This is a genomic window from Streptomyces sp. NPDC041068 (assembly GCF_040647455.1).
Taxonomy (GTDB): Bacteria; Actinomycetota; Actinomycetes; order Streptomycetales; family Streptomycetaceae; genus Streptomyces.
Map to the genome: position 1 here is coordinate 54596 of NZ_JBEZCG010000009.1, position 23696 is coordinate 78291.

At 71.6% G+C, this 23696-nt stretch carries 16 protein-coding genes; 7 read left to right on the forward strand and 9 right to left on the reverse strand.

Annotated features, from left to right (window positions below; all coding sequences use genetic code 11):
* Window positions 1–96: 96 nt before the first annotated feature.
* Both AB0B50_RS21630 and AB0B50_RS21635 read right to left on the reverse strand, forming a co-directional pair.
* Entirely contained in the window at window positions 97–756 is a 660-nt protein-coding gene (locus tag AB0B50_RS21630) for a DUF4360 domain-containing protein (RefSeq protein ID WP_362334106.1), read from the reverse strand.
* Window positions 757–895: 139 nt separating this feature from the next.
* Complete coding sequence (locus tag AB0B50_RS21635) at window positions 896–1612, reverse strand: GntR family transcriptional regulator (protein WP_362334861.1); 717 nt, start codon at window positions 1610–1612, stop codon at window positions 896–898.
* Between the two features lie 205 nt (window positions 1613–1817).
* On the opposite strand from AB0B50_RS21635, the gene AB0B50_RS21640 reads away from it, so the two are divergent.
* Window positions 1818–2681 (forward strand): (2Fe-2S)-binding protein, encoded by an 864-nt coding sequence (locus AB0B50_RS21640; RefSeq protein ID WP_362334109.1) that lies wholly within the window; start codon window positions 1818–1820, stop codon window positions 2679–2681.
* Window positions 2682–2868: 187 nt separating this feature from the next.
* Window positions 2869–3924 carry a DUF2637 domain-containing protein gene (locus tag AB0B50_RS21645; protein ID WP_362334112.1) on the forward strand — a complete coding sequence of 352 codons (1056 nt, stop codon included), beginning with the start codon at window positions 2869–2871 and terminating at the stop codon, window positions 3922–3924.
* A 115-nt stretch (window positions 3925–4039) separates the two neighbouring features.
* Here the strand turns inward: AB0B50_RS21645 and AB0B50_RS21650 are convergent, their stop codons facing one another.
* Window positions 4040–4522, reverse strand: a complete 483-nt coding sequence (locus tag AB0B50_RS21650) for an ATP-binding protein (RefSeq protein WP_362334115.1) — start codon at window positions 4520–4522, stop codon at window positions 4040–4042.
* A gap of 177 nt (window positions 4523–4699) precedes the next feature.
* On the opposite strand from AB0B50_RS21650, the gene AB0B50_RS21655 reads away from it, so the two are divergent.
* Window positions 4700–7756, forward strand: coding sequence for a glycoside hydrolase family 38 C-terminal domain-containing protein (locus AB0B50_RS21655; protein WP_362334118.1), 3057 nt, complete (start codon window positions 4700–4702; stop codon window positions 7754–7756).
* A gap of 132 nt (window positions 7757–7888) precedes the next feature.
* On the opposite strand, the gene AB0B50_RS21660 is transcribed toward AB0B50_RS21655, so the two are convergent.
* From AB0B50_RS21660 to AB0B50_RS21675, 4 genes are all read right to left on the reverse strand, one after another.
* The gene (locus AB0B50_RS21660) at window positions 7889–8656 is read right to left on the reverse strand and encodes a hypothetical protein (RefSeq protein ID WP_362334121.1); all 768 of its coding nucleotides are present in this window, start codon (window positions 8654–8656) and stop codon (window positions 7889–7891) included.
* Between the two features lie 155 nt (window positions 8657–8811).
* On the reverse strand, window positions 8812–10554 hold the full coding sequence (locus AB0B50_RS21665; RefSeq protein ID WP_362334124.1) for a pyruvate dehydrogenase: 1743 nt from the start codon (window positions 10552–10554) through the stop codon (window positions 8812–8814).
* A gap of 61 nt (window positions 10555–10615) precedes the next feature.
* Window positions 10616–12238 (reverse strand): protein phosphatase 2C domain-containing protein, encoded by a 1623-nt coding sequence (locus AB0B50_RS21670; RefSeq protein ID WP_362334127.1) that lies wholly within the window; start codon window positions 12236–12238, stop codon window positions 10616–10618.
* 129 nt (window positions 12239–12367) lie between these two features.
* Entirely contained in the window at window positions 12368–16126 is a 3759-nt protein-coding gene (locus AB0B50_RS21675; protein WP_362334130.1) for a S8 family peptidase, read from the reverse strand.
* 206 nt (window positions 16127–16332) lie between these two features.
* Between AB0B50_RS21675 and AB0B50_RS21680 the strand changes: the two genes are divergently transcribed.
* From AB0B50_RS21680 to AB0B50_RS21690, 3 genes are all read left to right on the forward strand, one after another.
* Complete coding sequence (locus AB0B50_RS21680; RefSeq protein WP_362334133.1) at window positions 16333–17334, forward strand: helix-turn-helix domain-containing protein; 1002 nt, start codon at window positions 16333–16335, stop codon at window positions 17332–17334.
* A 131-nt stretch (window positions 17335–17465) separates the two neighbouring features.
* Entirely contained in the window at window positions 17466–17948 is a 483-nt protein-coding gene (locus AB0B50_RS21685; protein ID WP_362334135.1) for a DUF456 domain-containing protein, read from the forward strand.
* A 103-nt stretch (window positions 17949–18051) separates the two neighbouring features.
* Complete coding sequence (locus AB0B50_RS21690; RefSeq protein ID WP_362334138.1) at window positions 18052–18423, forward strand: PPOX class F420-dependent oxidoreductase; 372 nt, start codon at window positions 18052–18054, stop codon at window positions 18421–18423.
* A gap of 9 nt (window positions 18424–18432) precedes the next feature.
* Here the strand turns inward: AB0B50_RS21690 and AB0B50_RS21695 are convergent, their stop codons facing one another.
* Together AB0B50_RS21695 and rsgA are read right to left on the reverse strand one after the other, a co-directional pair.
* Window positions 18433–19854 (reverse strand): AlkA N-terminal domain-containing protein, encoded by a 1422-nt coding sequence (locus AB0B50_RS21695; protein ID WP_362334141.1) that lies wholly within the window; start codon window positions 19852–19854, stop codon window positions 18433–18435.
* Window positions 19855–20199: 345 nt separating this feature from the next.
* On the reverse strand, window positions 20200–21330 hold the full coding sequence (gene rsgA, locus AB0B50_RS21700; protein WP_362334143.1) for a ribosome small subunit-dependent GTPase A: 1131 nt from the start codon (window positions 21328–21330) through the stop codon (window positions 20200–20202).
* A gap of 499 nt (window positions 21331–21829) precedes the next feature.
* Here rsgA and AB0B50_RS21705 point away from each other — a divergent pair, with 499 nt between their 5' ends.
* Complete coding sequence (locus AB0B50_RS21705; RefSeq protein ID WP_362334864.1) at window positions 21830–23692, forward strand: collagenase; 1863 nt, start codon at window positions 21830–21832, stop codon at window positions 23690–23692.
* The last annotated feature ends 4 nt before the right edge of the window (window positions 23693–23696 follow it).

The following is a 23696-nucleotide window of genomic DNA, read 5'->3' on the forward strand; positions in this document are numbered from 1 at the left end:
CCCCTGCCACCCCCCCCCCCGCCGCCCCCCGTTTTGCGCCGCCCCCCCACCGGCCGTACGGCCGGTGGGTCGACTGCTGGGGATGTGCCGCTGAGGTCAGCGGCGCACCGGGCACTTCTTCCAGGAGAAGTGGTACTTCGTGGTGAAGTCGCCGTCCGTGGAGTCCGTGGCGATGAAGCTGTTGGTGTTGACCGTGTCGGAACGGCCGCCGTCCACCTGCAGTTCGGTGTTGACGTTGAAGTTCCGCTGCTCGCCGCAGGGCGCGTGCACGATCGCGTGGATCGGCGTGGTGTCGGAGACCTGCCAGTTGTCCCGGAGGGGGCCGTGGAAGCGGTGGGTGCGGTACGTCGTCCGGGACATGCCCTGGAAGTAGTAGTTGGCCTGCTGCGTGGCGCTCGCACCCTTCTGCAGGCTCGCGAAGCCGCGGTAATCGGCCTTGGCGACGGCGTAGGTGAAGCCCTGCGGGGCGTGCACGTTCAGGCCGAGCTGGCAGTTCTTGCGGAAGTCGGTCGGCTTGGCGCCCTTGCCCACCTGGGCGAGGTACTCGCTGTAGGTGACGGTGAAGGCCGTGTTGTCCGGGGAGACGGCCACCGTCGCGGTGCCGGGCCGGCAGCCCGAGCCGTTCACGGAGACGAGGTCGATGGTGACCTTGCCGGGCGGGGCAAGGGCGGCGGGGGCCTGCGCGCTCCCCGCGGCCGGAGTGAAGGCGGCGACGAGTGCCGCCGTGGCGCCACCGATGAACACCGTTCTGAACATGGGAGGTCCCTTCCGATCGTTCGACGCGCCCGCTCGAACCATTCGGCAGGTCGCTGAACGTCACCGGAGTCGACCACAATGTGACTCTCCGTGGTGGTATCCACGCCGGACGGAGATCACCGCCGGGTGACGGGCGCCCTCAGGCCGCGGCGCCCTTGAAGTGCTCCCTGACCAGGGCGGACACCACACCCAGATCCTGGGCGGCCAGGGCGTCGAGCAGGGCCATGTGCTCCGCCGCGTCCGCCACCAGATCGGCCCTCCTGCCCGCGACGGGGCCACTCACCAGGGGCCACTGCGAGCGCCTGTGCAGATCGCCCGCGACCTGCACCAGCTGCTGGTTGCCCGCGAGGGAGAGCACCGCGCCGTGGAAGGCCCGGTCGCACTCGGCGTAGCGCGCGAGGTCGCCGCCCGCCGCGGCCGCCGCCGTCGCCTCGGCAAGGGGACGCAGCTCGGCCCAGCGCGCGGCCGGCACCGAGCGGGCGAGCCGCAGCATCACCGGCACCTCGATCAGCGCACGCACCTCGGCCAGCTCCGCGAGCTCCTGCCCGCTGCGCTCGGTGACCCGGAAGCCGCGATTGGGCACGACCTCCACGGCGCCCTCGGCGGCCAGCTGCTGCATCGCCTCGCGCACGGGCGTCGCGGAGACACCGAAGCGCTCGGCGAGCACCGGCGCCGAGTACACCTCACCGGGGGTGAGTTCGCCGCCGACCAGGGCGGCGCGCAGCGCGTCCAGGATCTGCCCGCGCACCGAGGTGCGCCGCACCGTGCGCCGGGGTGCCTCCGGTTCGCCGTGCGTGTGCTCCCCGCGCGCCTCCCCCGCGGACCTGCGGGCCTGTGCGCCCGCCTGCTCCGGCACGCGGACGCGCGGCGCCCGGGCGTCGGGCCCGGCCCCACGCCCCCCGGTCTCCTCCACGACGTCCACGTGCGCCCGCCCGCCCTGCCTCTGACTGCTCCGAAAGGTACGAGAGGCACCATAGGCGGACAGGACCGCAGTTGAAACCTCGATCACGTCGGGTAAGGTAAGGCTAACCTGCAATCGATCGCGATTCGGTGGTCCCCGCATGTCCGTCCCCACCTTGGCCGCGCCGCCCTCTCCGGGCGCCCCCAGTGCCGTAGCGGACTCCTATGCCCGCCTCACCGAGGTGTTTCCCGGGCTGCGCGTCGCCGAACTCGGCCTCGACGAACAGGCCCCACAGGGCGGTGGCTGGGTCACCGCCGCCCGGCTCGCGGAGGGCGGGGCCGACCTCGACGCGTTTCTCGCCTGGGACAACGCACAGGTCCTCAAGGACTACGGCACCCAGGCGCGCCCCGACGTGGTGGCCAGTTTCGGGCTGCACCGCTACGCCTGGCCGGCCACCCTGCTGATCACCGTTCCGTGGTTCCTGCACCGCCGCGTCCCGCGCTTCCCGGTGGCGAACGTCTCCTTCCAGCGCACGCTGGGCCGCATGGCCGTACGCACGGACGGTTTCGCCTGCCTCCCCGGCGACCCGGCGGCGACCCTGCCCGGCGCCCGCGTCGTACCGGACGAGGAGGCCCTGCGCGCGGAGGTGCGGGCCGCGGTCGCCGAGCACCTGGGCCCGCTCCTCGACGGCTTCGGCCCTCGCATGCGGCGCCGCTCGCGCGCCCTGTGGAGCGTCGCCACCGACGAGATCGTCGAGGGCCTCTGGTACATCGCGCACCTGCTCGGCGAGGAGCGGCGCGCGATGGAGGAGCTGGAGCGGCTCCTGCCCGGCGCCACCAAGCCGTACGTGGGCACGGCGGGCTTCCGGGAGCTGACGGGCCCGAACGGCGAGGCGCTACCGACCCGCGACCGGGCGAGCTGCTGCATGTTCTACACGCTGCGCCCCGAGGACACCTGCGTCACCTGCCCACGCACCTGCGACGCGGAGCGCATCGCACGCCTCAGCGCAACCGCTTCCTCCTGAACCACCCTTTCGTGCGCGTTTAATCGAACTCAACTCCAGCCCACCCGCCGGGAGTTCGACGAAAAGTGCGCTCTTCGCGCTCCCTTGCACCCCCTTGGCGTTCTCTTGCCCCGAAACCCCCTGAGGGGCATCGGGATTGGGCCACTATGGCGCCCGAAACGCCCTACCGCGACGCAAGGGACCCCAGATGAGACTGACCGACATATCGCTGGACTGGCTGCTCCCCGGCGGCGTCCTGCTCCTGGGCATGCTGGTGGCGGTGGCGGTGCTCACACGCGGCAAGCGAGCGCAGGAGAAGGCGGCCACGGGCGACGACTCGTGGGAGCGCAGCGAGGAACGCCGCAGACGCAAGGAAGCCATCTACGGCACCGCCTCCTACGTCCTGCTGTTCTGCTGCGCCGCGGTCGCCGCCGCGCTCTCCTTCCACGGCCTGGTCGGCTTCGGCCGGCAGAACCTCAGCCTCTCCGGCGGCTGGGAGTACCTCGTCCCCTTCGGCCTCGACGGCGCCGCGATGTTCTGCTCCGTCCTCGCCGTGCGCGAGGCCAGCCACGGCGACGCCGCGCTCGGTTCGCGGCTCCTGGTGTGGACGTTCGCCGGCGCGGCCGCCTGGTTCAACTGGGTGCACGCGCCAAGGGGGTTGGGACACGCGGGCGCCCCGCAGTTCTTCGCCGGGATGTCGCTGTCGGCCGCGGTGCTCTTCGACCGCGCGCTCAAGCAGACCCGCAGGGCCGCTCTGCGCGAACAGGGCCTGGTACCGAGGCCCCTGCCGCAGATCCGCATCGTGCGGTGGCTGCGCGCGCCCCGCGAGACCTTCGGCGCCTGGTCGCTGATGCTCCTGGAAGGCGTACGCACCCTGGACGAGGCCGTCGAGGAAGTGCGGGAGGACCGCCGCGAGAAGGAGCGCACGCGACTGCGCAGGCGCGACCAGGAGAAGCTGGAGCGCGCACAGCTCAAGGCGATCAGCCGCGGCCACCGGGGCTACCCCCGGGGCGGCGGACGCCAGGTGGAGATGCAGGCCGTCGCTCCGTCCGCAGGGTCCGCGCAAGTCGGCGCGGACCCTGCCATAGCGGCGCAGGAACAGCTGCCGGTGCGCGCCCGACCCTCCCTCCAGGCCGTCAAGGGCGGCCCTGACAGTGCCGCCCCCGTCACCGTCGACCTGACGGCGGAGGACGACACGATGACGCTGCCCCGGCTCGATTCGCTGGAGCAGAAGCTGAAGGACCTGGAGCAGCAGTTCGGCTGACACAGCTCGACTGACACAGCTCGACTGACGCGGTTCGGCCGACGCGGTTCGGTCGAACCGCTCCAGGTCCCGCCCGCGGCGTGACAGGACGTCACGGGCCCGGCGGCGGCAGGGATCACACCATGCCGCCGCCGTTCAGCTCGAACCACACCACCTTCCCCACCCCGTGCGCCCGCACGCCCCACGAGTCGGCCAGCGACTGCACGAGGACCAGGCCCCTGCCGTGCGTACCGTCGTCGGCGTTCGGTACCCGCGGTTTGGGGCGGCGACCCACGAAGTCCCGCACCTCGACCCGGAGTCCGCGTGGACCCACGGTCGCGGTGACGATCGCGTCGTGATCGGTGTGCACCAGTGCGTTCGTGACCAGTTCACTGGTGAGGAGTTCCGCTATCTCGGATCCGCCCGGTTTTCCCCAGTGCCGCAGAAGGTCTCTCAGGGCCTTCCTGACCTCGGACACCGCGCGCAGATCCGCCCTCCCCAACCGGCGCCTCAGCTGGATCCCGTCGGATCCGTCCGGCGCCTCCCCGGTCGTCTCGTCCCGTACCTTCGAAGAGGCCCCGATTCCCCCGGGACCGCCCCCACGCGACTGCCTCGTCATGACCCCCGCCCACCAAGCGATGACCCGGCCTCCCTGCTCGAACAACCTCACGGAATGCATGCCCCGGGCCGCACCCCGCACTCCTGTCGAATCGTCAATCAATGGCGGGGGTGCACCCCGGGGATGAGGGGAAGTGAAGCGGTGGACCCCCACCGCCGAGCGTTCCGAGGAGCCCAAGTGCACGACGACAGACTGCTGGTGGAGGGCCGCCTGGAGCGGGCGCTGCGCCAGTTCATCCGCCCCGCCCAGTACGCGCTCCGGGCGCCGCTCGCCCTCTCCGTCTGGCACGCGCCGGGCGAGCCCGTGCCCGTCGCGACCGCTCTCGAAGCCGCGTACGAACCCTTCGAGACAGGCACGGAGTGGGGAAAGCCCTGGTCCACAAGTTGGTTCCGGCTTCAAGGACAGGTGCCCGAGGAGTGGCGTGGGCGCCGGGTCGAAGTGGTCGTCGACCCCGGCTTCTCCGGCGACGGGCCCGGCTTCCAGGCGGAGGGGCTCGTGTACGACGCGTCGGGCGTTCCCCTGAAGGGGATTCACCCGCGCAATCGGCATATTCCAGTGGCCGACCTGGCGCGGGGCGGCGAGCCGGTACATCTGCTCCTGGAGGCGGCGGCGAATCCGGCCGTCCTGCACGACTTCGTGCCGACCCCCCTCGGCGACGTACTGACCGCAGGCAATACCCCGATCTACCGATTCGCGTCTGCCGACCTCGCCGTACTGGACGAGGAGGTCTGGCAGTTGACCATGGACATCGAGGTCCTCTCGGAGCTGATGGCCGAACTGGACCCCGATCGTCCGCGTCGGCACGAGATCCTGCGGGCCCTGGAGGACATGCTCGACGCACTCGATCTGCACGACGTGTCCGGCACTGCGGCCGCGGCGCGCGCCGAACTCTCCGGCGTCCTGGCCAAGCCCGCCCACGCCAGCGCACACCGCGTATCGGCAACCGGACACGCACATATCGACTCGGCGTGGCTGTGGCCGCTGCGCGAGACGGTACGCAAGGCGTCGCGAACCTTTGCCAATGTGACGGCCCTGGCCGAGGAGTACCCGGAGCTGGTCTTCTCCTGTTCCCAAGCCCAGCAGTACGCCTGGGTCAAGGAGCACCAGCCGCACATCTGGGAGCGCATCAAGAAGGCGGTGGCGGGCGGCAATTGGGCGCCCGTGGGCTCGATGTGGGTCGAGTCGGACGCCAACATGCCGGGCGGCGAGGCGCTCGCGCGCCAGATCACGCACGGCAGGCGGTTCTTCCGCGAGGAGTTCGGCGTGGAGACGGAGGAGATCTGGCTGCCGGACTCCTTCGGATACACCGCCGCCTTCCCGCAGTTGGCGAAGCTCGCGGGCATCCGCTGGTTCCTCACGCAGAAGCTGAGCTGGAACCAGTCCAACAAGATGCCGCACCACACCTTCTGGTGGGAGGGCATCGACGGCACCCGGGTCTTCACCCACTTCCCACCCGTGGACACCTACAACTCGCAGTTCCACGGCTCCGAACTCGCGTACGCCGAGCGGAACTTCGCCGACAAGGGCCGCGCCACCCGCTCCCTGGTGCCGTTCGGCTGGGGCGACGGCGGGGGCGGCCCCACCCGCGAGATGATGGAGCGCGCCCGGCGCCTGCGCTCCCTGGAGGGCTCACCGCGCGTCGAGATCGAGAAACCCTCGGCGTTCTTCGCGGCGGCCGAGGAGGAGTACGGCGCCCAGGCCCCCGTCTGGTCGGGCGAGCTGTATCTGGAACTGCACCGCGCGACGTACACCACCCAGGCAGCGACCAAGCGTGGCAATCGTCGCAGTGAACACGCCTTGCGGGAGGCGGAGTTGTGGTGCACGGCCGCAGCGGTGAACGATCCGGCGTACGTCTATCCGTACGACACCCTGGACCGGCTGTGGAAGACGGTCCTTCTGCACCAGTTCCACGACATCCTGCCGGGCTCGTCGATCGCCTGGGTGCACAGGGAGGCGCGCGAGACGTACGAGCGCGTCCTCGCCGAGCTCGACGAGCTCACCCTCGCGGCCGCGCGGTCCCTCGGCGCGGGCGGCCCCGCGGCGCTCAACGCGTCGCCGTATCCGCGCAGCGAGGTCGTCGAGAACGGTGACGGCACGCTGGTGCACGTCGTCGTCCCCGCGCTCGGCACGCAGAGCCTGGACGTCGCCGCGGGCTCCACCCGGGAGCCGGGCACGGGCGTGTCCGCGCTGACGGACGGCACGGCGATCGTGCTGACGAACGAGCGTCTGCGGGTCACCGTCGACGCGGCCGGACTCCTCACCTCCGTCAGGGACTTGGCGGAGGGGCGGGAGGTTCTCGCGGCCCCCGGCAACCTCCTCCAGCTGCACCCCGACCACCCGACGCACTACGACGCCTGGGACCTCGACCGGCACTACCGGCGCCGGCACACCGACCTCACGGACGCCGAGTCCGTCGAGCTCGTCGAGGACGGGCCCCTGCGGGTCGCGGTGCGGGTGGTGCGGTCCTTCGGGGACTCTCGGATCACGCAGGAGATCCGCCTCGCGGCGGGGAGCAGGCGCGTGGACGTCGTGACGGACGTCGACTGGCGGGAGTCGGAGAAGGTGCTCAAGGCCGCGTTCCCGCTCGACGTGCATGCCGAACGGTCCGCCGCCGAGATCCAGTTCGGCCATGTGCACCGGCCCACACACGCCAACACCGGCTGGGACGCGGCCCGTTACGAGATCTGCGCGCACCGCTGGCTGCGGGTCGCCGAGGAGGGGTACGGGGTCGCGGTGCTCAACGACTCGACGTACGGCCATGACGTGACGCGCACGGAGCACGGCGGCACGCTCGGCACGACGGTGCGGCTGACGCTGCTGCGGGCCCCGCACAGCCCCGACCCGCGGACCGACCAGGGCACGCACCGCTTCACGTACGCGCTGCTTCCGGGGGCCACGACCGGTGACGCGGTGGAGGAGGGGCTCGCGCTCAATCTGCCGTTGCGGGTGGCAAACGCGCCGGTGCGAGGGTCTTTGGTGAGCGTCGACCATCCTGCGGTCACCGTCGAGTCGGTGAAGCTGGCGGACGATCGCAGCGGGGACGTGGTCGTGCGGCTCTATGAATCGCGTGGCGGGCGGGCCGAGGCGCTGGTGAGTACGTCGTTTCCCGTGGCGCGGGCCGAGGTGGCGGACCTTCTGGAGCGGCCGCTTGAACCGGCCGAGGCCGGTGAGGCGGGGCTCGCGCTTGCCTTGCGGCCCTTCCAGATCGTGACTCTGCGGCTGCGCCCCGCGTAGGCGCTCCGCTGGTAGGGCGGTACTTCGGGTGCGGGTTGGCTGTGGCTGGTCGCGCAGTTCCCCGCGCCCCTCAAGGCGGTGCCCCGGCCCCTGCAAGGGGTCCGGGGCACCGCCTTGAGCGAAGCCTGTGGGTCAGAACAGGCTGATGTCGATGTCCAGGACCGCGTCGAGCAGGCCCTGTACGCCGAGGTCGATGTCGATGTCGGCGTCGAGGCCGAGCGCGACGATCAGGTCCGCGTCGAGGCGGGAGCCCACGGCGAGGTTGGCGTCGACGTCGAGGGCGGCGTCCACCGTGACGCCGGTGTCGAGGTCGACGTTGGTGGACAGGCAGGTGCCGAGCGTGGCGTCGAGGCTCGCGATGACACCGGCGTTCAGGATGATGCCGTCGTTGCCGAGCTTGAGAGTGGCGTTGGTCGAGCCCTCCATGAGCTGGACCTCGACGTTCGCCGGGTTGGCCACGGCACCGATGCGGACGTTGGCCTTGGCGCCGACCTTGGCCGTGATCAGGCCGGTCTTGATGTCGACGACGACGTTCGAGATGACGACCTTCTTGGCGCCCTTGGACAGCTCGACGCCGCCCTTGAGGACGACCTTGCCGCCGAGGACCTTGCCCTTGCTGTGCGTGATCTTGCTGCCCTTGCCGACCTTCAGGCTGACCGCCCCGTCGACGTCGACCGCACCGCCGACGGCGGCGGCCACGATGCCGTGGGCCTCCAGGTCGAGGGCGGCATTGAGGTCGAGGGAGAGGCCCGCGCCGACCAGCGGGGTGTCGGGGTTCGGTGCCACGGTGGTGGCTGCGGGGGCCTTGTCGGGGGTCGCGGCCAGCGCGGCGGGAGCGGTGACTCCGGAGATCAGCAGCGCGGCGACGGCGACGGCGGAGACGCGACGGTAGGACGACATGGGTGTCACGGACCTTCCTGTGGAGAAAGTGTGATGGTCACTTGGTGACATTTCCGCGCCGCGCCGAGGACTGCTCCGCCCGGCCGTCTCTTCCACCCGTACGGCGCATGTGCCGATCGGGCCGCAAAGGCCCCGTCGTCCCGTCTTGTGCGAGGTCAGGGCCTCGGCACGTTCCGCAGGTTCGACCGGGCCATCTGCACCATCCGGCCCACACCGCCATCGAGGACGATCTTGCTGGCGGAGAGCGCGAAGCCCGTCACCATCTCCGAGCTGATCTTGGGCGGGATGGAGAGGGCGTTCGGGTCGGTGACGATGTCCACGAGTGCCGGGCCCTTGTGCGCGAAGGCGTCCTTGAGGGCGCCCGCGAGCTGCTTCGGCTTCTCCACGCGCACGCCGTAGGCCCCGCAGGCGCGGGCGACGGCCGCGAAGTCGGGGTTGTGGTTGGTCGTGCCGTACGACGGAAGGCCTGCCACCAGCATCTCCAACTCCACCATTCCCAATGAGGAGTTGTTGAACAGGACGACCTTCACCGGCAGGTCGTGCTGGACCAGGGTGAGGAAGTCGCCCATCAGCATCGAGAAGCCGCCGTCGCCCGACATCGAGACGACCTGGCGGCCCCGGTCGACGAACTGGGCGCCGATCGCCTGCGGCAGGGCGTTCGCCATCGAGCCGTGGCTGAAGGAGCCGATGATGCGGCGCTTGCCGTTCGGGGTGAGGTAGCGGGCCGCCCAGACGTTGCACATGCCCGTGTCGACGGTGAACACCGCGTCGTCGGCGGCGAGTTCGTCGAGAACCGAGGCGACGTACTCGGGGTGGATCGGGACGTGCTTCTCGACCTTGCGCGTGTACGCCTTGATGACGCCTTCGAGGGCGTCGGCGTGCTTCTTCAGCATCTTGTCGAGGAACTTGCGGTTCGTCTTCGGCGAGACGCGCGGGGTCAGACAGCGCAGGGTCTCGCGTACGTCGCCCCAGACCGCGAGGTCCAGCTTCGAGCGGCGGCCGAGGTGTTCGGGGCGCACGTCGACCTGCGCGATCTTCACGTCGTCGGGCAGGAAGGCGTTGTACGGGAAGTCCGTGCCCAGCAGGATCAGCAGATCGCACTCGTGGGTGGCCTCGTAGGCCGCGCCGTAGCCGAGCAGGCCGCTCATGCCCACGTCGTACGGGTTGTCGTACTGGATCCACTCCTTGCCGCGCAGGGCGTGGCCCACCGGGGACTTGATCTTCTCGGCGAACTCCATCACCTCGGCATGCGCGCCCGCCGTGCCGCTGCCGCAGAAGAGGGTGACCTTGTCGGCCTCGTCGATCATCGCGGCGAGCTTCTCGATCTCGGCGTCGCCGGGGCGCACGGAGGGGCGGGAGGTGACGAGGGCGGTCTCCGCGGCCTTGTCGGGGGCGGGCTCGGAGGCGATGTCGCCGGGCAGCGAGACGACGCTGACGCCGTTCTGGCCGACGGCGTGCTGGATGGCGGTCTGCAGGAGCCGGGGCATCTGCTTGGGGTTGGAGATCAGCTCGCTGTAATGGCTGCACTCGCGGAACAGCTGGTCGGGGTGGGTCTCCTGGAAGTAGCCGAGGCCGATCTCGCTGGAGGGGATGTGCGAGGCGAGGGCGAGGACCGGGGCCATGGAGCGGTGCGCGTCGTACAGGCCGTTGATGAGGTGGAGGTTGCCGGGGCCGCAGGAGCCCGCGCAGGCGGCCAGCTTGCCGGTGACCTGGGCCTCGGCGCCGGCGGCGAAGGCTGCGGTCTCCTCGTGCCGTACCTGGATCCAGTCGATCGCCTTGGTTCTGCGGATCGCGTCCACGACCGGGTTGAGGCTGTCGCCGACGACCCCGTACAGGCGCTTGACGCCGGCGCGGACGAGGATGTCGACGAACTGCTCGGCGACGTTCTGCTTGGCCATGCTGCACGCACCCTTTCGAACCCGTGGACCCTTTGGGTCCATGAATTCACAGGTGCGGCGGTCATGCCTCCCAAACGGCGGCGGCGGTCCTGTCGTCCGCGTACCCCTTGACCCTGACCTGGATGTCGGCCAGGAAGGCGGCGAGTCCCGGCGGGTCGCTCTTCTCCCACCTGCGGGTGAGGTGTTCGGCGAGCTCGGGCTCGCCGCGCAGCGGTTCGGCGAGGCCTCCGCTGCACAGGACGAGCGTGTCACCCGGGCGGGCGACCGAGGCGCGGAAGCGGAAGGGGTCGCGGGGTGGCTCGGGCGCGGGTTCGTAGGGACTCGGGGGTGTGGTGATGCCGAGGTCCATCGTGAGGCGGTCGCCGTCCCGGCTCTCGGCGGGCAGCGAGCCGAAGCCGACCACGGCGTCGCCGGTGGCGTCGGCGACGCGGGGCTCGATGTCCTGCCACTCGCCGTCGCGGAGCCGGAAGAGGCCGCCCGAGCCGACGCCGAAGAAGACGCGGGTGCGGCACTCGGGGTCGGCGGGCAGGAGGAGACAGCGCAGGGACGCCGCGTACTCCTCGGGTTCCAGGCCGAGGTCGGCGGCGTGCGCGCGGAGTTTGCCGAGGCTGCGGTCGGTGAGGCGGTGCAGGCCCGACTTGAGGTCGCCGCGGCGGGCGGCCCTGATGTCCTCGGCGAGGCGGCGGTGACTGCGGCCCACGGCCCTGCCGATCCACTCGCAGGCCTCGGCGGCGGCGCGGTGCGCGCCCGGGGTCGCGCGGGTGCCGGTGGCCATGGCGACGAGCACCAGGGCGTTCCCTCCGGTGCCGAAGCGGGCGGTGAGCAGGGAGTCCCTGCGGGGCTCGCCGCGGTACCTGGCGGAGTCGCCTCGTACGGATACGGCGCGCAGGGTGCAGGAGCCGTACCGCGCGCCGTCGAGCACGGTGTCGGCGACGAGGTCGTCCAGGTTGTCGGGGTCGGCCGCGGGCAGGACGGTGGGCTCGGCCTCGTAGGTGGGAGGCCCGTCCCCCACATAGGCGAGGGGGGCCGGAGGGGAGCCTTCCGCGGCGGGGCCCCGCGCCCCCGCCTCCTCCGGACGCCCGCCCGGCGGCGCGGTGGACCGCTCGGGTCCCCGGGAGGTGGGCACGGCGCCGCGGGGCTCTTCGGTGGACGGCGTCGAGTAACCACCCGGCTCGCCTGCGGTCCCGGTCCCCGTCCCGAAGGTCACGGGCCCGCCGGGCGCGGTGGGAACCTCCCAGGGCGAGGGCCCGGCCACAGGGGCCGGCCCCGCAGGGACCACCCCCGCAGGGGCCGACACATACGGCCCGGCGGAGGCATGCGGCTCGACCATCCCACCAAGCCCGCCATCCGCACCTGCAAAGCTCCCACTCGCCGGGAGCGCAGCGGGAGGAAGTCCCGCAACGGCGGGGCCGGGTGCGGGAGGTGGGGCGGGAGCGGTCTCTTCGCCCGACGTGCCCCACCTCTCCGCGGGTGGTTCCGCGGGCCCTTCGGCTCCGGAGTCCTGTGCTGTCGTGGGGTTCCGTGGTGTGGGGAACCCTTCCTTCACCGTGTTCGACGCCGAGGCGAATCTGTCGTCGAGGGTGTCCGGTGCCGGTGTCGGGCCCGTGTCCTGCGTGGAGTCGTCGTACAGCTGCCCCCACCAGTCGTCGTCGCGACCGGTGTGCCTGTCCCCCTGCTGGCTCATGCCCCTATTTTCCACCGCTGAGGGCGTACGAAAACGGTGCATCCGGAAATTCCGGCCAGAAGGGGGCGGGCAGAGGCCGCCGGGCGGGCCCACCCCCCACAGGAGGACCGCCCGGCGGTGCCGGTGTGGCTAGCGCACGTCGTAGGCGCGAGCCACGGTCTGTGTGACGGAGTTGCCCTTGGCGTCCGTCAGTTGGGCCCTGAGCCAGACCCGCTTGCCGGAGGCGCCCGCGTGGTCCACGGTGGCGCTCCACTTGCCGCCCTGTTCGGCGGTGGTCGCCGCCTTCCAGCTCTCGCCCTCGTCGTAGGAGTACGACAGCTTCGCCTCGGTGAGCGCACCCGGCTTGTAGCCCGCGTGCCCCGTCGCGCCGAGTTCAATCCGCTGTCCGTCCTTCGCGGCCATGGTCTTCAGGCCGTCCTCGGGCAGGGCATAGGTCGGGAAGAGCATCGGGATGCCCTGCGAGTACGCGGACTCGTCGAGGTGCGAGCGGAAGGACCAGGTGGTCTCCGTCGACGTCGATCGCTGCCAGACCTGCGAGCCGATCTTCTGCGTGGAGAGCGTGAGTTCGTACGCGGAGTCCTCGGCCGGGACCGTGAACACCCCGAACGGCCAGCCCGACCGGCCCACGACCTCGCCGTTGCGCTTCAGCTCCACGGAGCCGATGTCGCCGAAGCTGCCCTGGATTCCCGCGTGTTGCGCGTCCGACCAGAAGCCGGGCGCCACGCCGATCAGGTTGCCCTGCCGCTCGCCCGCCGGCGCCTGCCCGCCCTCGGCGTCGCGCGGCGCGCCGGGCGTGAGGACGCCGTCGTACCAGGTCTCGCTGCGCCGCTCGCCCTTCTTGTACGTACGCACCGGGTCGGTCATGAACTCCCCGTACGGGAAGCTGCTGGAGACCTGGTGACCCCAGCCGGTCGTGCCCGCCGAGTAGTACTCGGTGCGCTTTCCGGGGGCAGGGACCGAGGCGATGTCGCCGAAGTAGATCTCCAGGCCGGTGGGACGGGCCGCCGACGGCAGGTCCACGTAGTCCGTGGCCCGGCCCATCGCCCGGTAGGTCGCCTCGTTCGCGGCGAGGTCCTTGTCCCGCACGCGGTAGGTGCGGTCGTCGCGGATCTGGCCCGTCCCGGGGAACGCCAGGTTGTAGACGTAGGGGCTCTTCGCCGTCGCCTTCCACTTCAACTCGACCGTGCCGGAAACGAGTCGGGCGATGAGGTCCGCCGCCTCGTCCGTCGGGATGCCGAGGACCGGCAGCGGGGATCCGGTGAAGCCCGCGGAGGGGTACCAGCGGCCGGGGGCCGCGCGGTGGGCGAGGACGGCGACCGCGCCCGCCTTCTTCGCCTCGGCCGCCACGGCGGCCGCTTCGCCGCTGTCCGGGACCTTCACGAGGGCGATCTTGCCCTTGACCCCGGCGGCGGCCAGCTCCTGTGCCGTGCCGGACTTGGCGTCGACGAGAGCCGCACTGCCGGTGCCGTCGAGGTTGGCGGAGCCGGTGGAGGCCGTCAGCGGGTGGAGCGACGCGCCGCCCGCCACGGCGAGTTCGGAGATCTGGGGCGCGGCCGTGCGCCAGTAGCTGCCGGACTCGAAGGTGCCGTCGGCCGGTTCGCCCTCGACGGACTGGTAGTAGCCGCGAATGGTGCGGGGGCCCGCCGCGGTGCCCGCGTGCAGCCAGTTGTCCTTGCCCCAGGTGCGGGCGAAGGCGAGGGTGGCGCCGCGCACTTCGGACGCCTTGTCCGTCCTGACGGCGATGCTGTGCGCCTTGCGGGCGTCGAGGGTGATCGTCGTGTCCTTCTCCACCTCGACCTGGGGGCGGGCGATGTGGGTGAGGGAGTCGGTCAGCTTGCCGTCGCCGCCGACGTCGGGCGTCGCGATGAATCCCGTCAGGAAGTAGGCGCCGGGGCGGATTTGGTACGTCTGGTCGTTCGCGCCCTCGTTGAAGCGGCGCTCGCCGCTCGCGGTGTCCGTGCCGATCAGATCGAGCGATGACGGTCCGTCAGCGGGCTTGCCGTTGCGGTCGATCAGCTTCACGCGGAGGCTGACGGTCTCCGGCTGGACGTGGAGGGAGAAGGGGGTGGAGACGTGAGTGCCGCCGTCCGCCGTGGCCAGGACGCGGCCCGTGATGTCGCCGTACTGCGCGCGCTCGAGGTCCGCGTCGGGGGCGAGCTTCAGCGGGACCTTGACGGTGGCGCCGGCCGGGACGGTCACGGCGCGGGCGCCGAGCTTCGCGACGCCGGAGCGGACCGCGGAGCCGTCGTTGCCGGTGACGCCCTGGAGCGACAGCTTCAACTTCACCGTCCTGTCGGTGGTGTTGGTGTACGGCACGTCGACCGAGGTGCGGTCCGACGAGTCCTGCGGCCAGCCGAAGCTGCCGCCCCGCACGGCCGGGGAGCCGAGCACCTTCTGGTCGATCGCGGCCTTGGCGTCGAGCCGCCCGCCGCCGGTCTCGCGCGCGTCGCCGGGGACGCCGCTGTCCGCGGACGACACGAGGGCCGCCTTGATCTGCTGCGAACTCCAGTCGGGGTGGCGCTGCTTGACGAGGGCGGCGGCGCCCGCGACGTGCGGGGTCGCCATCGACGTACCGCTCATGGACTGGTAGGCGTAGGGGCCGCGGCCGCCCGCGGCCGCCGCGGAGATGCCGACGCCGGGCGCGGCGATCTCCGGCTTCAGGGTGTGCGAGCCGTAGGCGGGCCCGCGGCTGGAGAAGTTCGCGGTGGTGTCGTCGCGGTCGACGGCGCCGACGGTGAGCACGCTCGGCGCGCAGCCGGGCGAGGACACGGAGTTGAGGGTCGGGCCGGTGTTGCCCGCCGCGATGACGAACAGCGTGCCCTTGCTCGACTGTGCGAGCTCCTCGGTGGCCGTGCTCATCGGGTCCGTGCAGTCGGTCTGCGCCGGGTTGCCGAGGCTCATCGAGATCACGTCGGCCTTCTGGTCGACCGCCCACTGCATGCCCGCGATGATCCACGAAGTGGCCCCGGAGCCACTGTCATTGAGGACCTTGCCGTGCAGCAGCTCGGCGCCGGGCGCGACGCCCTTCTTCTTGCCGTCGCTCGCCGCGCCGGAACCGCCGACGGTGGAGGTGGTGTGGGTGCCGTGGCCCTGGCGGTCCTCGTTGTCCGGGGAGTCCGTGAAGTTCTTCGTCGCGCCGATGCGGCCCTTGAGGTCGGGGTGCTCGGCGTCGGCCCCGGTGTCGAGGACGGCGACCTTGGTGCCCTTGCCGTCGTAGCCCGCGGCCCAGGCCTCGGGGGCGTGCACCTGCTTGGTCGACTTGTCGAGGGTGGCCTCGACCTTGGCGTCGAGCCAGAGCTTCCTCAGGTCGCCCGCGGCACGGGAGCTGGGGTCGGTGATCTCCGCCCAGAAGGATGCGGCCTTCTTCTTGTCGGCCTTCAGGGCGACGCCGTCGACGGGCTCAAGGACGAGGCCGCGCTCGGCTCCGCGCGGCGTCGCGGGCAGCGAGCGCGCGACGTCGACGGACTTGTCGTACACGGCGATGAGCGGCAGCTTCTTGGCGTGCGCGTCGTCGTAGCCCTGGCGGACGAGCCCGGTGACGTTGAAGAGCTCCTCGTCGACCTTGCCCTCGGCGACGGCGTGGACGGCACCCTCGGGATAGACGTACAGGTCCTTGCCCGACTGTCTGGTCTGGATCAGCGGCGCCGTGCCGTCCTCGCCGGGCAGCGCGGTCGCCCCCGCTCTTCCCTTGCCGTCGGACGTCACCAGGATCCGGTCGCCGGTGACGAGGGTGACGACGGAGCCGCCCTCGCGCTGGGGGGCGCTGCCCACCAGTGGCCTCTTGTCCGCCGTGTCCGCGCGTGGCTCGGCCACGGACGGGACGGCCGCGGTGACGGCGAGGGCGACGGCGGACGCCGCCCCCAAGGCCGTACGCGATATCGGGCGCATCGCTCTCCCCAGGGGTAGGTGGGCATGCAGGACCGCAGGCCAAGTCGACCCAAAGGCCGCAAATGCGGCCGCGGTTGGTGCTGCGGTGGCGTCACCTTGTCATCGGGACCGGTGGTGCGGGGATGATGTCCTCGGGCGGGTTTACGCCGTGGCTGTTTCCCGCCACGACACCGTCGGAACGGAGCACTGGGGAGGGACGTCGCCGCATGCTGGCTGCGATAGGTCTGGACGAGACGCACGAGTCGGCGTACCGGGCGCTGGTGTCGGTGGGCGCCGCCGACGTGCCCGATCTCGCGCGCAGGCTCACCCTCGGCGAGCCGGAGACCGAGCGGACGCTGCGCCGCCTGGAGCGGCACGGGCTGGCCGCGCAGGCGTCGGGGAAGGCGGGCCGCTGGGTGGCGGCACCGCCCGGCGTCGCGCTCGGCGCGCTCCTCACCCAGCAGCGGCACGAGCTGGAGAAGGCGGAGCTCGCGGCGACCCTGCTCGCCGAGGAGTACCGCGCGCAGGCCGCCGAGCCCACCGTCCACGACCTGGTCGAGGTGGTCACCGGGGCGGCCGCCGTCTCGCAGCGCTTCCTCCAGCTGCAGCTGGGCGCGAGCGACGAGGTGTGCGCCCTGGTGACCGGCAGCCCCGTCGCGATCACCGGCATGGAGAACAGCGCCGAGGAGCAGGCCACGGACCGGGGCGTCAGCTACCGCGTGGTGGTCGAGCGCACGGTCCTCGACCTGCCCACGGGCCTCGTGGAGCTGTCGACGGCGATCGGCCGCGACGAGCAGGTGCGGGTGGTGGACCGCGTCCCGACCAAGCTGGTGATCGCCGACGGCTCGCTGGCGATGGTGCCGCTCACCTCGCGGACGGCCGAGCCCGCCGCGCTGGTCGTGCACGCCAGCGGGCTGCTCGAATCGCTGACGGGCCTGTTCGAGGCGGTGTGGCGGGACGCGCTGCCGCTGCGCCTGGGCGAGGACGGCACGCTCGCCCAGGACGCCCCGGAAGGGCCGGACGGCACGGACCTGGAGATCCTGTCGCTGCTCCTCGCAGGCCTGACCGACGCGAGCGTCGCCAAGCAGCTGGACCTCGGGCTCCGGACGGTGCAGCGCCGGGTGAAGCGGCTGATGGAGCTCGCGGGCGTGACGACACGGCTCCAGCTGGGCTGGCACGCGTACGAGAGGGACTGGGTGGCACGCCGGTCCCCCGCGCCCCGCGACTGACCGGGACGCTTGCCTGTTCCTGCCCGCCCCGCCGCCCCGCCGCCCCGCGGCCGACCGGGACCCCGCCTGCCCCCTCCGCCCCGGGACTAACCTGACCTGCGGTTTCGCCGGATCTCCTGCACCCTGGGCAGATGGGAGCGTGGGAACTCCTGCTGGTCGGTGTGGTGATGCTGCTCGGCCTGTGCGGAGTGCTGGTGCCCGGGGTGCCGGGACCGTGGCTGGTGTGGGCCGCGGTCCTGTGGTGGGCGCTCCAGGACCCGAACGGCCTCGCCTGGGGCGTCCTGGTCGGCGCGACCGTCGTGCTGCTCGCGGTGCAGGCGGTGCGCTGGCAGCTGCCGCCCAGACGGCTGCGGGAGAGCGGGGCGACGCGCCGGATGGCGGCGTTCGCGGGGGCCGGGGCGTTGCTCGGGTTCTGCGTGGTCCCGGTCATCGGGGCGATCCCCGGCTTCATCGGAGGCATCTACGCCGGGGAGCGGCTGCGGCTCGGCGGGCACGGGGAGGCGGTGACGGCGACGCGGACCGCGATGCGGATGGGCGGGAGCAGTGTCCTTGCCGAGCTGTTCGCGTGCCTGTTGATCGTGGGGGCGTGGCTCGGGGCGGTGATCTGGGGCTAGGCCTTGTTCCGGGGTCGTCGCCGGGAGGTGCCGTGCGCCCCCGGGCCGATCTCGGTCCGTGATCCGATGCGGGTCCTCCGGTGCGCGTGCGAGGCTTCGCGGCATGACCGAATTCAGCGAAGCCGAGCGCGCGTACCTCGCGTCCCAGCGCCTGGGGCGCATGGCCACGGTCGACCCGAAGGGCCAGCCGCAGGCGAACCCCGTGGGGTTCTTCCCGCAGGACGACGGCACGATCCTGATCGGGGGTTACGCCCTGGGCACGACGAAGAAGTGGCGCAACCTCCTGGCGAACCCGAAGCTGTCCCTGGTCGTCGACGACATCGTGACGCTGAAGCCGTGGAAGGTACGGGGCATCGAGATCCGGGGCGAGGCGGAACTCCTCACGGGCCCGCACGAGTTGGGCCCGCACTTCAGCGAGGAACTGATCCGCATCCACCCGAAGCGGATCCACAGCTGGGGGTTGGAGGAGGGCTGAGACGCTGCCTCACCGGGCGGACTCCGCCCTCAAGTGCCGCAGGGCGTAGGAGCGCCAGGGGCGCCAGGTGTCCTGGATCGGGGTGGGGGCGTTCGGCAGGGACACGTCCGGGTCGCCCAGGGCCCGCATGCGGATGAGGGCGGCCGTGTGGTCGGGCATGCCCGGCAGGGAGCGCAGGGCCGACTCCGCGTCGTCGCGGTCCGCGCCCGCGTCGAGGCGCAGGGTGCCGTCCACGAGTGCCGTGGCCAGGGCGCCGAGCGTGCCCGGCTCCGCGGTCAGGTCGGACGGGACCGGGAACACGTGCGTGAGTCGGCCGCACGCCGCGTCCAGGACCTTGCCGTGCCGCTCCACCAGGCGTTCGGCCGCCTCCCGCCCCACGAGTGCCCGCACCGCGAACTCGTCCGGGTCGGCGGCCCCCGGCGACCTGAGCCCCGGCCTCGCGGCGACGAGCGGGGCGAGGCGGGGGTCGGTGCCGAGCCGGTCGTCCACGGCGTACGGATCGGCGTCCAGGTCGAAGAGGCGGCGCATGCGCTGCACCGCCGTGGTGAGGTCCCGCAGGTCGCTCAGGTGCAGCCGGGCGTCGAGCCAGCCGCCGCGGTGCACGGCCTCGGCGCTCGAACCGCCGCCGGTCGCCCCTGCGGTGTGCGCGGTGTGCGCCTCCTCGACGGCCACGATCCCCGTCCCGTACGGCAGGCGGAGCGTACGCCGGTAGGTACGGGTGCCCCGCTCCCCCGTGACCTCCTCGATCCCGGCGATCGCCTCGTCGGCGAGCAGGTCGAAGACGGCCCCGGCCTGGTAGGGCCCCCGGTGCGCGAGGCGCAGCGGGATTCCGGCGGCGGGCGTGGCCCTGGCCGTGCCGCGCTTGGGGGCCGCGGCGCGCAGGGCGGTCGGTGTGAGTGCGTACACCGCCCTGATCGTGTCGTTGAACTGCCGCACGCTGGCGAACCCCGCGGCGAACGCGATCTCCGTGATCGGCAGGTCCGTGGTCTGCAGCAGGACCCGGGCGGTGTGCGCGCGCTGCGCCCGTGCCAGGGCCACGGGGCCCGCGCCCAGCTCGGCGGTGAGCTGGCGCTGCACCTGCCGGGCGCTGTAGCCGAGGCGCACCGCGAGCCCCGGGACGCCCTCGCGGTCGACGACGCCGTCGCCGATCATCCGCATGGCGCGGCCCACCACGTCCGCGCGTACGTTCCACTCGGCGGAGCCCGGCACGGCGTCCGGCCTGCAGCGTCGGCAGGCGCGGAAGCCGGAGGTCTGGGCGGCGGCCGCGGTGGCGTAGTAGCGGACGTTCTGGCGCTTGGGGGTGACGGCGGGGCAGCTGGGCCGGCAGTAGATCCCGGTCGTCTCGACGGCGAAGAAGAACTCCCCGTCGAACCGGGCATCCCTGCTGCGCACGGCCTCGTACCTGGTCTCTTCATCGATCACGCCCTCCATTGTGGAACGGGGCGGGCGGGGTGGCTGGCGGGATTCGGACACGGAGGTGCGGGGAACGGTGCGGGTCGTCTGTGGCTGGTCGCGCAGTTCCCCGCGCCCCTATGGGGCACCAGGTCCGTGGGCACGTACTGGTTCGTCGTTGTTGCTCGCGCAGTTCCCCGCGCCCCTGACGGGGCACCAGGCCCGTGAGAACGTGCGGGTCCAATGTGGTTGCTCGCGCAGTTCCCCGCGCCCCTGACGGGGCGCGGCACCCGGCCCCGTAGGGGCGCGGGGAACTGCGCGACAAGCCACGAACGACCCGCAGATCCCCACGCCCCCGGACAACCCGCACCTCACCGCCCGAGCTCAGCGCAAGCGCCCCCGCTTGGCCTCCATCGCCGCACGTCCCTCCGCCCCCCGAAGCCGCCACTCCCGCCGCAGCTCCGCCCTGACCCTCGCGTCGGTCTTGGCGACGATCCGCTGGTTCTCACGGATCAGCTTCCGGTAGCTGTCGAGGCGGCGTTCCGGCAGCGTGCCGTCCTCGACGGCGGCAAGCACCGCGCACCCCGGCTCCGCCGCGTGCGCGCAGTCGTGGAACCGGCAGCCCTCCGCCAGCTCCTCGATCTCGGAGAAGACCTGACCGACGCCTGTCTCGGCGTCGAACAGGCCCACCCCGCGCAGCCCCGGGGTGTCGATCAGGACCCCGCCGCCGGGCAGCAGGATGAGGTTGCGGGTCGTCGTGGTGTGACGGCCCTTGCCGTCGACGTCACGGATCGCCTGGACCTCCATGACGTCGGTCCCCGCGAGCGCGTTCGCCAGCGTCGACTTGCCGGCGCCGGACTGCCCGAGCAGCACCGAGGTGCCGCCGGAGACGACGGCGGCGAGGACGTCGACGCCCTCCCCCTCCGCCGCGCTGACCGGCAGGACCTGCACACCGGGCGCCGTGGTCTCGACGTCCTCGACGAGATGCGCGAGCGTGGCGGCGTCCGGCACGAGGTCGGCCTTGGTGAGGACGATCACCGGCTGCCCGCCCGACTCCCAGCCGAGCGCGAGGAACCGCTCGATGCGCCCGAGGTCGAGTTCCGCGGCGAGGGACACCGCGATGATCGAGTGGTCGACGTTGGCCGCGAGGATCTGCCCCTCGGACCGCTTGGACGAGGTGGAGCGCACGAAGGACGTACGACGCGGCAGATACGCCTGTACGTAGCGGGGGTCGCCGCCGTCCGGGTCGACGACGGCCCAGTCACCGGTGCACACGACCTTCAGCGGATCGCGCGGGGTGACGAACTCGGTGTCGGCACGCACCATCCCGTCGGCGGTGACGACATCGCACTGCCCGCGGTCCACACGGACGACGCGGCCGGGCACGAGGCCCCGCTCCGCGTACGGCGCGAACTCGGCCTCCCAGCCCGCGTCCCAGCCGTACGGGGCCAGGGGGTGCGGGACGGGCGAGGACGAACCCAGGAAAGAAGAGAACGGAAGAGAGGAGAAAGACAAGGGGTGACCCTTCACAAGGGTGGCCCCGGCAGCGCGCTCGGCGCGCGGAAGATCAGGTCCAGGTCAGCCGGAGGCCACAGGGGTGGCAAGGAATTCCTGAGTGCGGGCAGCGCCCAGCGCGACGGCATTCATCGAAGGCCACCTCCTGATCTTTCGTACGAGTACTTCTGTACGAGTACTTCTGTACGTGCACTTCTGTACGTGCACTTCTGTACGTGCACTTCCGTACGTGCGTACGTCCTCAACGGCTTGCGCGGCCGAGCGTAGGGGACGGGGCGCCGCGGCACCAACCCTTTTTTCTCCGGGCCCACGACCCGCCAACTCCCTTGTGCACGACGCCTTTTCAGAGGCATGTGACGTGTGCAATGGTACATGTCACACACTAGCCGTGGGCATGACACAGCCACGGCTACGACCCGGCCCGGAGGCCACCTTGACAACCAGACCCCCCACACTGAGCGCCTGTGCGAGAGCACTGATAGCCGCCCTCGTCGCCTGCCTGGGGCTCGCCCTGCTGACCCCCCTCTCCACGGCGACCACGGCGAACGCGGCCACCGGCAAGCCCGTGGCGCCCAGTTCGAAACGCGCACCGCAGCCCGCCACCCCCACCCCGGCCGACGCCGAGGCGGAGCGCATGGCCAAGCCGTCCAAGGACGTCTCGAAGCGCCCGCCGATCCAGGTCGCCCCGGAGAAGGCCCGCAAGGCCAAGGGCAAGGCCGCGGAGTGCCGCGTCTCCGACTTCACCTCGAAGACCGGCGACGCCCTGGTCCAGCAGATCAAGAGCGTGGAGACCGACTGCGTCAACACGCTGTTCACCGTGACCGGTTCGGACGCCAAGGCACTGTTCCGCGAGGAGCAGATGGTCACGGTGGCGAACGCGCTCCGCGACGTCGGCGCCAACTACCCCGGTGACAACACCACGTTCGCCGCCCAGGTCGTCCTGTACCTGCGTGCCGGGTACTACGTGCAGTGGGGCAACGAGGACGAGGTCGGCCCGTACGGCCCGGCGCTGAAGAGCGCCATCCAGGGCGGCCTCGACGCCTTCTACGGCTCCTCCCACGCCTTCGACGTCACCGAGGCCAACGGCATGGTCCTGTTCGAGGCGGTCACGCTGATCGACAGCGCCCAGGAGAACGACCGCTACCTGAGCGTGACCAAGCGCCTGCTGAACGGCTACGACGCCTCGTACGACAAGTTCTGGGGCATGGTCGCCGCGGTCAACAACACCTTCCAGGTCTACTTCCGAGGCCACCAGGTCCCGGCGTTCCTCGCCGCCGTCAAGGCCGACCAGAGCAACCTCACGATCCTGCGCGACTTCGCCGTCAAGCACGACGACCTGCTCGGCACCGACAAGTCCTACCTCGTCTACAACGCGGGGCGTGAGCTCGGCCGCTTCCTGCAGCACGCGGACATCAAGCCCGCAGTCGCCCCGCTGGCCAAGGAGCTCCTCGGCCGCAGCCAGATGACCGGCCGCACGGCTCAACTCTGGGTGGGCGTGGCCGAGATGACGGACGCCTACGACAAGGAGAACTGCGCCGAGTACGGCACCTGCGACCTGGCGAACCGGGTGCGCGACGCCGTGCTCACCGTCAAGCACACCTGCAGCGACAGCCTGAAGATCGCCGCCCAGGAGATCACCGCCGAGCAGCTGGCCGCCTCCTGCGAGAGCCTCAGCAAGCAGGACGCCTTCTTCCACAACGTGGTCAAGGACAACGGTCCGGTCAAGGACGACAAGAACACCCAGCTCGAAGTGGTCGCCTTCAACTCCAGCACCGACTACCGGACGTACGCCGGTGTCGTCTTCGGCATCGACACCAACAACGGCGGCATGTACCTGGAGGGCGACCCCTCCAAGGAGGGCAACCTGCCGCGCTTCATCGCCTACGAGCAGCCCAAGCAGGACGGTTCCTTCCAGATCTGGAACCTCAACCACGAGTACACGCACTACCTCGACGGCCGCTTCGACATGTACGGCGACTTCACGGAGAACATGAAGACGCCGACCGTGATGTGGGGCGAGGGCATCGCCGAGTACATCTCCTACTCGTACCTCGGCCAGACCAACGAGAGGGCCATCGCCGAGGCGGGCAAGAAGACGTACAAGCTGAGCACGCTCTTCGACACCACCTACGAGAACACCAACCAGACCCGCACCTACCAGTGGGGCTACCTGGCGGTCCGCTACCTGATCGAGTCCCACCCGCAGGACGTGGCCACGCTCCTCGGCCACTACCGCGCCGGTGAGTGGGACGCGGCCCGCACGCTGCTCACCAGCACCATCGGCAACCGCTACGACGCCGACTTCGACGCGTGGCTCGACAAGTGCGCGGCCGGCGCCTGCAAGGCCCCGGCCGCGAGCTGACACC

What these genes read in the sequence shown, in the direction of transcription:
- AB0B50_RS21690 (WP_362334138.1), top strand. Translation starts at nt 18,052, where the DNA reads ATGACCGAATTCAGCGAAGCCGAGCGCGCGTACCTCGCGTCCCAGCGC.
- AB0B50_RS21660 (WP_362334121.1), bottom strand. Translation starts at nt 8,656, where the DNA reads ATGTCGTCCTACCGTCGCGTCTCCGCCGTCGCCGTCGCCGCGCTGCTG.
- AB0B50_RS21650 (WP_362334115.1), bottom strand. Translation starts at nt 4,522, where the DNA reads ATGACGAGGCAGTCGCGTGGGGGCGGTCCCGGGGGAATCGGGGCCTCT.
- AB0B50_RS21630 (WP_362334106.1), bottom strand. Translation starts at nt 756, where the DNA reads ATGTTCAGAACGGTGTTCATCGGTGGCGCCACGGCGGCACTCGTCGCC.
- AB0B50_RS21640 (WP_362334109.1), top strand. Translation starts at nt 1,818, where the DNA reads ATGTCCGTCCCCACCTTGGCCGCGCCGCCCTCTCCGGGCGCCCCCAGT.
- AB0B50_RS21680 (WP_362334133.1), top strand. Translation starts at nt 16,333, where the DNA reads ATGCTGGCTGCGATAGGTCTGGACGAGACGCACGAGTCGGCGTACCGG.
- AB0B50_RS21695 (WP_362334141.1), bottom strand. Translation starts at nt 19,854, where the DNA reads ATGGAGGGCGTGATCGATGAAGAGACCAGGTACGAGGCCGTGCGCAGC.
- AB0B50_RS21645 (WP_362334112.1), top strand. Translation starts at nt 2,869, where the DNA reads ATGAGACTGACCGACATATCGCTGGACTGGCTGCTCCCCGGCGGCGTC.
- AB0B50_RS21685 (WP_362334135.1), top strand. Translation starts at nt 17,466, where the DNA reads ATGGGAGCGTGGGAACTCCTGCTGGTCGGTGTGGTGATGCTGCTCGGC.
- AB0B50_RS21665 (WP_362334124.1), bottom strand. Translation starts at nt 10,554, where the DNA reads ATGGCCAAGCAGAACGTCGCCGAGCAGTTCGTCGACATCCTCGTCCGC.
- AB0B50_RS21675 (WP_362334130.1), bottom strand. Translation starts at nt 16,126, where the DNA reads ATGCGCCCGATATCGCGTACGGCCTTGGGGGCGGCGTCCGCCGTCGCC.
- AB0B50_RS21670 (WP_362334127.1), bottom strand. Translation starts at nt 12,238, where the DNA reads ATGAGCCAGCAGGGGGACAGGCACACCGGTCGCGACGACGACTGGTGG.